Below are 12,303 nucleotides of genomic sequence, written 5' to 3' on the forward strand. Positions count from 1 at the left end.
AGAAAACACAAAAAACAGTGAAGTTCGACGCTGACGTATTAAAAAAGTATTTAAGTGGAAGTTTTTCATTAAACGACAAGATCCGTGTAGATGAGTTTTTTGACGACATACACTATGCTTCCGGGTTAAATGAAACGCTAAAAGAATTTTGGGACGAGACAATCTCAAAACCACCCCCAAACGCCCAAAATCTTGATCCTATATTAGATCGAATCAATCATCACATCCTACTCGATTTGAACAAACAGAGCCGGATGAAGAAATTATGGCATTTGTATTCAAGAGTGGCAGCTATTTTACTCTTACCGGTATTACTTTTTACTCTGTACTATTTCAGCTCGAACAACATTATTCTCAATGGAGCTTGGGTAGAAGTCCATTCTCCGTTGGGTGCCAGAACACAGTTTTCTCTTCCTGATGGAACAATTGGCTGGTTAAATGGCGGCTCAGTGATTAAGTATCCTGTCCGGTTTGGAGCCAAGAGAAATGTTACATTAAGCGGGGAAGCTTATTTCGATGTAGCGAGAAACCCAAATTCTCCTTTTGTTATTGACGCCAACAAAATAAAAGTAAAAGTATTAGGGACTGCTTTTGATGTGATATCCTACAAAAACGATTCGATAGCCGAGGTAATCGTTGCCAGAGGCAAAGTTGAAGTCACTGCGAAAGATCATAAATTAAAAGAGATTTTACTTCCGTCGGATAGATTAGCATTAAATACGGTAAGCAACACCTATATCAAGTCTACAGTAAATGTTCTGGACTATATATCATGGAAATCGGGGAAACTTATATTCATGAACGACAGGTTCGATGAAGTAATACGGAAGTTATCCAGATTTTACAACGTTGATTTCGAAGTTAATGATAATGTAAACAAAAACCAGTTATTCAGAGCTGTTTTAGAAAACGAGAACCTGGATGAAATACTTCGCTATATGAAACTCACAATGGGCATTGATTACACAATCCAGGAAAGGAAAATAGACCAGGATGGTCATTTATCCAAGCGTAAGGTTATTATCACAAAAGCAAAATAAATAATTGCCTATGTAACAAATCACTAAAACTAAATCTAGATTATTAGAACTAAAAAAAAGGGAAGTGTCACAACCACTTCCCCAACTTTTAGCGAGTTCCAAATTCTGAATTTATTTACTCAACTAAGATTCAAATCTATGAAAAAAACACCGATGAGGGAGAATTGTTATGCAAATCCCTCCAGGAAAATTTTGCAAACCATGAAGCTAACTATATTCTTGTTCTTTTTAGGATTTATGCAGGCATTAGCGGGTAATTCGCTCGCGCAAACAACAAAACTGTCTCTGGATGTCCAAAATTCAAGTATTGAATCCATACTTCAGGACATCGAAAAACAGTCTGATTTTCGATTTATTTATAACAAGGAAAAGGTCGATCTTGATTCTCGTGTGAATATACGATTACAAGATAAGTCGGTAAAAGAAGTACTTGATATCCTGTTTCAAGGTAAAAACGTTAATTACACTTTTTTCGGGAATAACATTGTACTTTCAAATGCCCGAACTGCGACTGTTCAGCAATACACTTCTATTTCTGGCCGAGTAACCGACTCTTCTCATACTCCTCTTCCCGGCGTTACCATTGTCATTAAAGGCACCACTCAGGGCACGATTACCGATGTTAATGGGAATTATTCGTTTGCCAGTGTTTCACCTGATGCGACTCTGGTCTTTTCTTTTATTGGGATGAAAGCTCAGGAAATACCGGTCTCCGGCAGGAAAACCATCGATGTAGTAATGACAGAAGAAACCGTTGGATTGGATGAAGTTGTAGCCATTGGTTACGGTACAATAAGCAAAAAAGAACTGACCAGTGCTGTATCCCATGTGAATAGTGCAGAGTTGCTTCAAAGCGGAAATATCAATCCACTCATGTCTATTCAAGGATTGGTTTCAGGGCTTTCGATTACAAACACACAAGACGGCAATCCCAATGCTAATCCAAGCATACAACTTCGAGGTGTTTCGTCACGTGACGCAGGAAGTGACCCGCTTATTGTAATTGATGGAGTTCCAGGAGGAAACCTGGAGAATATTAATCAAAATGACATTGCCTCAATTGATGTATTAAAAGACGGAGCGGCATCCGCCATTTATGGAACCAGGGGTAGTGCCGGTGTAATTTTGGTGACAACCAAAAAAGGTCACAGTGGTGCCATAACTACAACTTACGATGGATATAGTTCTATTGGTCTGCCTAATAATCAGCTAAAACCGTTGACAACAGCAGACTACCTGAAAAATAACCGAGGCCCTGATTATGGAGGAAGTACGGATTGGCTGAAAGAGGTATCCCGGGATTTTTCATTTACGCAAAGTCATACACTGTCTGTATCCGGTGGAAACAATCATACCAACTACCGGGGAACAGTAGATTATCGTAAAGCCAACGGACTGGATCTTCGTTCAGACCGTGAAGAATATGGAGCACGTCTTGCATTGAACTTTATGAATCCAAACAACCTTTACAAAATTTCTTTTAACATAGCTCCTCGCTATGTCAAATTTGACAATGCAAACAACGATGTTTTTACCCAAGGTTTAACGTTGAATCCAACTTACCCGGTTAAAGATCCTGATGATCCAACGATGTACTATTCAATTACCGGTAGTGATGGACAGTTTAACCCAGTCGAATTACAAAAACTGGAACAAAGTGGCTCCGAAGCGAAATTTTTAGACTGGGATGGAACATTTAAACTAAATATTACACAAACACTTAACTCTCAAGTTACGTTGGCCCAAAGCACTAAAGACTACTTCGATTTTTGGTTTAAACCGTCGAACATGACAACTGAGATACAGAATGGGTATCAAGGAGAAGCCAGTCGCAATTATAACAAATATGACCAAAGAAGCCTGGAATGGCTGACAAATTATTCTTTCACTGCAAATCAGCATTCATTAAAAGCGATGGTGGGTTATTCTTACCAGTACTTCATGAAAGAGGGGATGTCGGCTGATAACAAGAATTTCACGTCAAATGCAACTACTTACAACAATCTGGGTGACGGGCTTTACCAACAGGTTGAAGGCCGTAACGGCATGGGGAGTTATAAGGAAGATTCGAAGTTAATCGCTTTTTTTGGTCGTATCAGTTATTCTTTCGCCGACAAATATCTATTGACAGCAAGTCTGCGTCGTGAAGGTTCTTCAAAATTCGGGATCAACAATAAATGGGGAAATTTTCCCGCAATATCTTTAGGATGGAGAATCAGCAAAGAGCCTTTTATGGATGGTATTGACTGGATTGATGATCTCAAATTGCGAGGAGATTATGGAGTTACCGGAAACCAAAATTTTGGCAATTACCTTTCTTTATCAACTTATGGCGGGTATGGTTATTATTTATTTAACGGCTCATATTACCAGGTATGGGGGCCAGCAAACAATACCAATAACGATTTAAAGTGGGAAAAAGGTAAAAATATGAACATCGGCCTCGATTTTGCCTTAGTTAACAACGTCGTTCAGGGAAGTATTAATTACTACAGAAGAACGCAACAGGATCTTTTGGGCTGGTATAATGCACCGGTACCTCCCAACCCGCAGGCCCAAACTTATGCGAATGTTGGTTCCATGCGCAATACCGGTCTGGAAATTGATTTGAATGTTAAAGCCATCAGCAAAAAGAACTTTAGCTACCGTATAGGACTCGTTGGAGCAACCAACGATAATAAATTCCTCTCATTTTCCAACAATATTTTTCAGGGACAGGATTATGTTGATATGGCAGGTTTGCCGGCTCCTGGAACCCCCGGCGCGGCACAAAGATTGCAAGAAGGTAAACGAATCGGTAATTTTTATATGTGGAAATTTGCCGGCGTTGACCAAAACGGAAATATGCTGGTTTACAGCGAAGACGGCGAAATCATTCAGGCCAATAAAGCAACCAATGATGACAAACAGGTTGTTGGAAATGGATTGCCACATTTTACGGCGAGCATGAATCATTCCTTTAGATATAAAAATTGGGATTTGAACCTTTACTTCCGTGGCGCATTCGGATACGATATTTTTAATATCCACGAATTCTACTACGGTCTCCAATCATCACCTAATACGAACGTACTGCCATCGGCTTATGGAAAAAATGATGCAATCAAAGGTGATAAAGTGTTGTGTGACTATTTTCTTGAAAAAGGGGATTATGTGAAGCTGGATATTGTAAATATTGGATATACCATAAAATCGAATTCAAAATACTTTAATTCGATACGGTTGTATGCTTCTGGAAAAAATCTTGCCAAAATCACCGGCTTTTCCGGCATTGATCCGGAAATTTATCCGGTCAATGGACTAACTCCAGGAGTTAACACATCAAAATCCTATTATCCCACAACAATGCAGTTATTGCTGGGAGCTCAAATCTCATTCTAAACTCAACTAATATTTAAACAGATGAAGAAGAATCAATTCACATATATGCTATTGGCTTTCCTGCTTGGGGGCATATTAATAAATAGCTGTACCGATCTGGTGGAGACACCTTATGATAAAATTATTTCCGATAATTTTTACCAGACAAAGGATGACGTTTACCGCTCATTCCTTAGGAGTTTTGAACATGGATACTGGACGATACAAGGAACTCAATATTTTATGCAGGAGAATCCTGCAGATCAGATTATGACTCCTAACCGACAAGGAGATTGGTACGATGGAGGTAAATACATTCGTCTACACAATCACACATGGACTTCACAGGACGATTTCTGCAACGACGCCTGGAATAACCTCTTTATTGGAATTTCTTTGGCGAATAACTCCCTTGAAGATATAAAGGCATTGGATGTCTCTCGATTCAACATGAGTAACACAGAACAAAAAAGCCTGATTGCTGAACTTCGAACGATGCGGGCATGGTATTATCTGAGGTTGTTCGATCTTTACAGAAATATTCCCATTGTCGAAACAACTAAAGGTGCAGATCAGGCTCCTATGCAGGCCACACCTCAAGAGACCTTCACCTTCATCGAGAAAGAACTTAAGGAGTCGGTAACTGATTTAGGCAAAAAAGGCTATCCTGAGATCGTTACCAGCCGGTGGACCCAGGCAGGAGCGATGGCCTTACTTGCACGTCTTTACCTGAATGCAAAAGTCTATATCGGAGTTGATCACTTTGACGATTGTGCGAAAGTTTGCCAGGATATAATTGATGGCAAATACGGAACATATGCAATTGCAGACCGATGGGATGCTCCTTACGACTGGAACAATGATTTGTGTGACGAGACAATTTTTGCTTTCCCTGGGTCATTTGGTCGTACACACTGGCAATACGACGGAGGAATGTATTGGTGGGCGTTCCCATATAATGTTAACAAATATTTTGAATTCACAGATTTTGGAACTTCCAATCCAAAGTATACGCTGCAACCGGGTCGCGATGTATCCGGGGTCCCTTACGACTTTACATCGAACCTGGGACAGCCTTTTATGAAATTTCAGGCCTACCCGGATGATGTCCGCCTGAAACTATACAAAAATCTGGGAAATAACACCCGTGAAGGGATGTTTTTGTATGGCTATCTAACATATAATGAAGGACAAGATACTGTCACAACATCCCAAGGTTATAACCTTTACATTCGGGATCAGGTTGGCTGGTTTAATGATCTGAAACCCGGGGTAGTTCCTGCAGATTTAACTTCAAATATGAATCATGCCGATCAAAATTCAGGCATTTGTTTCGCAAAATATCCATTCTATAAAACAACCGATTCTCATAAAATCGAATCTGATTACGCAGTAATTCGTTTAGCTGAGATTTATTATGACCTGGCCGAGTGTAAATTCAGGAAAGGAGACAAAGCCGGAGCTGAAAAGCTTCTGAATGTGGTACGTAAACGTTATTATCCGGCAGGTTCTGCTAGTTTATATCCTGAAGATGGAAGCAAATTAACGGAGTCGGAATTGCTTGATGAGTGGGGGCGTGAGTTTCTGGGAGAAGGGCGTCGTCGCACTGACCTGATTCGCTTCGGTAAGTTTAATTCGACCTGGTGGGATAAATCTGCAGACCCAGATAATCATACAGAAATATATCCTATTGGTCTGACTGTATTGGGTGTTTCACCTCAACTAAAGCAGAATCCTGGGTACGATCAATAAGTAATGAAGATTATTGAAGTCTAATAGATAACGTTATTCATATGAGAAATAAAATATTGACACTGACAATGCTTTTGTTCATGGTTATTGGTTTTTCAGCATGCGAGAAATCCAAAGATATCCCAGTGTATAACATCCCGTTATATGAAAATCTCTATTTGGTTGGTGATGCTTCGCCTGCCGGTTGGGATATTGACAATCCCACTCCAATGACTGTCGATCCGAATGATCCATTTGTATTTACATGGATCGGGCCATTAACTGTTGGAGAATTTAAGATCGCAACCGCTACAGGAAACTGGGGCTGTGATTATTTTATGCCGGTTGTAGATGGAGAAACCGACCTTTCAAAAACTACCCTTGAGCTGGTAAAAGGTGGAAATCCTGATAAAAAATGGAAGATTACTGAAGCTGGCAATTATAAAATAGCGGTCAATATTCTGGACCCGGGGCCATATACGATTATGTTCGAAAAGCAATAAATACGCTAAACAAAATTCAGGGCTGGTTGTCCGGTCCTGAATTTTTTAACTGATTGCGGCCTAAACGTTCTATTATTCTCATTCTGCTCAAAAAATCCAATGAGATGATCATATATGCGTTATGGCTTTCATTGATTTTAGTACACTTAGCTTAGCGAACAGGAAATAGGAACATTAAAGTTTTTCAACACTATGATTGAAGACGAGGTTCACTAAGGACAAGTTAACCGGAAACAGAGCAATATCCCTAATACTGAATACATTGAGATTTCTTGGTTAATGCCCTCTCCTTTGAGGTTTGATTCAGAGATAGAGGCCGCGAACATATTTCAACGCGTCGTTTGCAAAACCAGAATTGCAGGGAGGTTAGGTTGGTTACAATGACATGGTAATATTGTTGCCTTCAATAAAAACATTCGTTGGGAAAAAGATTGAATAAAATCGGCCTTTTTCCTGTGTTCTATACATTATCGGGTGGAACAAATAAATTGTATCGCCCCTCATCTTTAATAAATCAGCTAGAGTAATTGGTGAGCTTTTCAATGCATTTTTTGATAAAAAACAAATAGAATGGCAATATGATGAAAATAAATTATTGGAAATTGGTGACGATTGGATTTTTCCTTTTGACAAATTCCGTATATGGCCAAGAACGGGCAGCCCTTATTAATCCCAATGTGGCAGTGTTTTACCCCGACGATTTCAACCCGAAAGCTAACTTGCCATCGTTTGCATTGGTAAAGGAGCCAGAAGAGCAAGATACGTTGCCTGACAGTTGGAAGGTCAGAGTTGAATTTAGTGAGGGATTTGGTAAGTCCATGGCTTACATCAAAACAGATCCTCATACCTATTTGTACGGAACAGGCGAATCAACAGGCTCTTTATTAAAGAATGGATTGACAAAGGTGTTGTGGAATACAGATAATGCCTATAGTAATAGGGATCTCAATCAACGGATGTATCAGACCCAGCCATGGGTGTTGGGCGTCCGTCAGGATGGGACGGCCTTTGGTGTACTGGCCGACAATACCTGGAAACAGGAAATCTCTCTAGGAGAGGGTATTCTATTCTCATCTGAGGGACCTGCTTTTCGGGTACTGGTGATTGAAGGAAAAACACCACAGAAAGTTATGAAGTCCTTGGCCAAACTTATCGGTACGATGGAGCTGCCACCGCTTTGGAGTCTGGGCTACCAGCAATGTCGCTTTTCATATTATCCCGATAGCAGGGTAAAAGAGATTGCTGATACCTTTCGGGTTAAACAAATCCCCTGTGATGTTATCTGGATGGACATCCACTACATGGATGGGTACAGGATTTTTACGTTTTCGCCGAACCGTTTTCCCAATCCCGGGGAGACCAATGATTACCTTCACCAAAAAGGGTTTAAATCAGTCTGGATGATCGATCCTGGCGTAAAAAAAGAGGAAGGGTACTTCGTTTATGACTCCGGGACAAAACGGGACGTTTGGGTGAAAACGGCCACCGGCAAAAACTATGTCGGGAAGGTTTGGCCTGGCGACTGCGTTTTCCCTGATTTTACGATGGAACGAACGCAAAAGTGGTGGTCATCGTTGTACAAAAACTATATGGCTAATGGTGTTGACGGTGTCTGGAATGATATGAACGAACCTTCCGTCTTTGGAGGGCCAAACGGGACAATGCCCGTGAACAATGTTCACCGCGGGGGAAAGGAACACCCCGCGGATATACACCTACGCTATCATGATGTGTATGGCATGATGATGGCCAAAGCCTCGCGTGAAGGTATTTTAGCAGCCAATCCTGATAAGCGTCCTTTTGTTTTAAGTAGGGCCAATTACCTGGGTGGACAACGTTATGCGGCGGCGTGGACGGGCGATAACAGTGCTTCCTGGGAGCACTTGCGAATGTCTGTCCCAATGGTTCTGAACCTGGGGTTGTCCGGTCAGCCATTCAGCGGACCTGATATTGGCGGTTTCCTGGGAAATGCTACTCCTGAACTTTTTGGACAATGGATTGCCACGGGTGCATTTTATCCTTTTAGCAGGGCACATACCGTTGATGGCAGTAAAAACCAGGAACCCTGGGCTTTTGGTGAGGAAATAGAAAAGGTATCCCGCACAGCCCTACAAAGAAGGTATTGTTTGCTTCCTTACCTGTACACGCTGTTTCACGAAGCTTCAATTGATGGGATGCCAGTGATGCGCCCTGTCTTCTTTGCCGATGTGCGTGACCTGAATCTGCGTCGGGAAGACCAGGCATTTCTCTTGGGGGCCGATCTTTTGGTAGTGCCTAAATGGGCTAATGATCCAAAGCTGCCAAGAGGGATTTGGCGGACTATTGATTTAGTCGGCGAAAATTCGGCAAAAAACGAATATCAGCCTGACTTGAAACAACGTGGAGGTACGATCATCCCTGTCGGGAAAGTGATCCAGTCAACAGTGGAATACAACACGGATTCACTAACTCTTTTAGTATGCTTAAATAAAGAGATGAAAGCAAAGGGAACGCTATACAATGATGCAGGAGATGGATTTGAATATAAAAACGGTCAGTATGCGGTCGATTCGTTTTCAGCTGAAAAAACAGGGAACAACGAAGTAACAGTAACTTGTGCAAAAGTGGAAGGCAAGATGCACGAAAACAAACGTTTTTATCGAATTGGGTTAGTTACAGAGAAAGGGATTGTCTATTCGAACTGGAAAAATGAAAATCAGATCAAGGTAAAAACTCTCGAGAACAATTGAATACGAAACACATACCCCATGTTTAATCGGCAAAATTAATCGATTTAATTGGTATGTCACATTTATTTTTGAGGGATATCTCTTTTAATTGACATTGAAGAAAACCATTTAAAATCAACTGATAGTCAACTAGTAATTGACAAGAAATTTTCGAACATCAGTTTAGGAAATTCAACGTTGTCGCTAGTTCATAAAGAGAAAATCCTGGTATAGATAAAGGTTCGGTGTGTTAAATTAAACACTTTACACGACGTGGGGCTTCAGCATTTTCAATTTAAATTCTATGACGAACATAATTAAAGGCATATTTTTCGATAAAATATTTTAAAACGGAAAACAACTCAACCAATGAAGAAAGCACTATTCACTTTATTTATTTTTTTAAGCATTCAGCTATATGGACATGAAGCCTGGAATTCGAAGGCGAATCGTCAAGCTGTCGTTCAAACAGGAAATGCACGTTTCACCGTATTGACCCCTGAACTGATCCGTATGGAATGGGACAGCACCGGGCAATTTACGGATCAAGCAACTCTCTTTATTGTCAACCGGAATTTACCTGTTCCTCAATTCAAGAAAAGAGAAAAAGGCAAATACATAACAATAACAACCGGTAAACTGATCCTGAAATACAAAAAAGAGACGGGACGGTTCACAGCAGATAATCTTGAGATTACGTATCTGGACGGGAAAAGCAAAACAGTTTGGCATCCGGGCATGAAAAACACAGGTAATCTGAAAGGAACTTACCGGACACTGGACGGATACAAAGGAAAATACAACGTGAATACCGGAAAAGCTCTCCCCATCGAGAATGGACTACTTTCGACTGAGGGATGGACGGTGATCGATGACTCGAACAATTTTTTATTTGACAACAGTGATTGGAATTGGGTTGAACCACGCCGGAATAAGGAGCAGGATTTATATTTTATCGGTTATGGGAAAAATTATAAAAAAGCCCTGTTAGAGTTTACTAAAATAGCTGGCAAGGTTCCGGTTCCCCCACATTATGCTTTCGGTTATTGGTGGTCCCGTTACTGGAACTATTCCGATGATGAACTACGGAAATTGGTAGGGAATTTTCATTATTACCATATCCCTTTGGACGTTTTGGTGATTGACATGGACTGGCATAAAACCAAAGGTTTGGATCACAAAGATGAGTTTGGCCAAATGGCGGGTTGGACAGGGTATACCTGGGAAAAAAGCCTGTTCCCGGAACCTGGCAAATTTTTGAACTGGGTTAAAAAGCAGAATTTGAAAGTTACATTGAACCTGCATCCTGCTTCCGGAATACCTGCCGATGAAAAACAGTATCCTGCTTTTGCCAAAGCCATGGACTTTGATACTACAGCACACAAGCCAATCCCTTTCGAAGCGGCCAGCAAAAAGTACATGACCAATTTGTTCAACATCGTCCTGCACCCCCTGGAAAAGAAAGGGGTGAGTTTCTGGTGGCTGGACTGGCAGCAATGGCCGTATTCCAAAAAATATGATGGTTTGAGTAATACATGGTGGCTCAACTACTGCTTTTTTACGGACATGGAACGAAAAGGAGAAAAACGTCCTATGCTTTATCACCGCTGGGGAGGTCTGGGTAACCATCGTTATCAGATTGGCTTCTCCGGAGATGTAGTTATCTCATGGGAGTCATTGGCTTATCAGCCTTATTTCACGGCTACGGCCTCCAATGTACTGTACGGTTACTGGAGTCATGACTTGGGGGGACATTATTTCGCTGGTTTACCAAAGGACGAGCAAAAAGTTAACCCGGAACTATATGTCCGTTGGATGCAGTTCGGTGCATTTAGCCCAATATTCAGGACTCATTCGTCAAAAGATGCCCGGATCAAAAAGGAAGTTTGGAATTTCCCATACAAATACAGTCGTACTTTAACTAACGTGATCAATTTGCGTTATACCCTAGTACCATACATTTATACCATGGCCCGGAAGGATTATGACACCGGCATATCCTTGTGCCGGCCAATGTATTATGACTACCCTGAAAAATCTGAAGCCTATTCGTTTCAAAATGAATACATGTTTGGGGATAATTTGCTTGTTCAACCTATCACTACACCTGCCCAAAATGACTTTTCCTCTGTCAATGTTTGGCTACCGGAAGGAAATGATTGGTATGAGTGGAATACAGGAACAATGCTCAAAGGTGGTCAGACCGTTGAACGGCAGTTTTTATTAAGTGAATATCCGGTTTATGTTAAAGCTGGTTCGATTATTCCAATGTATCCTAAAGTCAATAATCTGGAAAAAAAGATACATGAACTAGTCGTCAACGTTTTCCCGGGCAAAGCGAACTCTGAAACCAAATTTTATGAGGATGCAGGAAATGATTTAGGATATCAAAAGGGAGAATACGCATTCACAGCGATGAAGAAGGAATCTTTGCCAGATGACAGGATAAAAGTAACGGTTATGCCTCGCAGTGGCTCCTTTCCCGGGATGGAGGAATCCAGAGATTATGAGATTAGATTTCCTGGTTCTGTTATGCCCGATACTGTCTGGGTTAATGGAAACGAAGTTGTTTACTCATCGGTTAAGAAAGCAAATACATGGTGGTATACTGGGGATGATCTGACTGTCCATATCAGTGTGCCGGATTTCGCTTGTGATCGGAAATTGGAAGTAGTGGTCAAGTGCCCTAAAGAGAAGGTAAACCTGAATGGAATGATTGGCAAAATGAACCGGTTGAAATTATCTGTTGAGTATTTAAAGAACCACTGGAACAATTGGGATGCCCTTCCCGGTATTATTTCTTTGACAAACCAGACCGATCAAGAGATTAATTATCATCCGGAGAACTTTGCCAAACTGATAAAAACATTCAATACTAATTACGCACTAATCCCTGAGGCGGTGAAAAAAACTCATGTTTCAGAAAAAGTACAGAATATATTCACAAATTATTTAAGATAA

6 protein-coding genes are annotated in these 12,303 nt (G+C 40.9%); all 6 read left to right on the forward strand.

All coding sequences use genetic code 11. The annotated features are described in order from the left end of the window. The first annotated feature begins 17 nt into the window (after positions 1–17). The 6 genes from GJU87_RS09865 to GJU87_RS09890 all read left to right on the forward strand — a co-directional run bounded on the left by GJU87_RS09865 (position 18) and on the right by GJU87_RS09890 (position 12,303). Complete coding sequence (locus tag GJU87_RS09865; protein ID WP_153639368.1) at positions 18–1,040, forward strand: FecR family protein; 1,023 nt, start codon at positions 18–20, stop codon at positions 1,038–1,040. A gap of 138 nt (positions 1,041–1,178) precedes the next feature. Next, positions 1,179–4,421 (forward strand): SusC/RagA family TonB-linked outer membrane protein, encoded by a 3,243-nt coding sequence (locus tag GJU87_RS09870; protein ID WP_153639369.1) that lies wholly within the window; start codon positions 1,179–1,181, stop codon positions 4,419–4,421. Between the two features lie 21 nt (positions 4,422–4,442). Next, on the forward strand, positions 4,443–6,152 hold the full coding sequence (locus GJU87_RS09875) for a RagB/SusD family nutrient uptake outer membrane protein (protein WP_153639370.1): 1,710 nt from the start codon (positions 4,443–4,445) through the stop codon (positions 6,150–6,152). Positions 6,153–6,232: 80 nt separating this feature from the next. Next, complete coding sequence (locus GJU87_RS09880; protein ID WP_194831499.1) at positions 6,233–6,634, forward strand: SusF/SusE family outer membrane protein; 402 nt, start codon at positions 6,233–6,235, stop codon at positions 6,632–6,634. A gap of 578 nt (positions 6,635–7,212) precedes the next feature. After that, positions 7,213–9,363: a TIM-barrel domain-containing protein gene (locus GJU87_RS09885; protein WP_228491943.1), complete on the forward strand. Its 2,151-nt coding sequence runs from the start codon at positions 7,213–7,215 to the stop codon at positions 9,361–9,363. Between the two features lie 348 nt (positions 9,364–9,711). Next, complete coding sequence (locus GJU87_RS09890) at positions 9,712–12,303, forward strand: TIM-barrel domain-containing protein (RefSeq protein WP_153639372.1); 2,592 nt, start codon at positions 9,712–9,714, stop codon at positions 12,301–12,303.

Origin of the sequence: Prolixibacter sp. NT017, from assembly GCF_009617875.1 — a bacterium.
Classification (GTDB): Bacteria; Bacteroidota; Bacteroidia; order Bacteroidales; family Prolixibacteraceae; genus Prolixibacter.

Excerpts from the sequence above, each read along its gene's own strand:
- GJU87_RS09870 (WP_153639369.1), top strand. The coding sequence starts at position 1,179 with ATGAAAAAAACACCGATGAGGGAGAATTGTTATGCAAATCCCTCCAGG.
- GJU87_RS09875 (WP_153639370.1), top strand. The coding sequence starts at position 4,443 with ATGAAGAAGAATCAATTCACATATATGCTATTGGCTTTCCTGCTTGGG.
- GJU87_RS09880 (WP_194831499.1), top strand. The coding sequence starts at position 6,233 with ATGGTTATTGGTTTTTCAGCATGCGAGAAATCCAAAGATATCCCAGTG.
- GJU87_RS09885 (WP_228491943.1), top strand. The coding sequence starts at position 7,213 with ATGATGAAAATAAATTATTGGAAATTGGTGACGATTGGATTTTTCCTT.
- GJU87_RS09890 (WP_153639372.1), top strand. The coding sequence starts at position 9,712 with ATGAAGAAAGCACTATTCACTTTATTTATTTTTTTAAGCATTCAGCTA.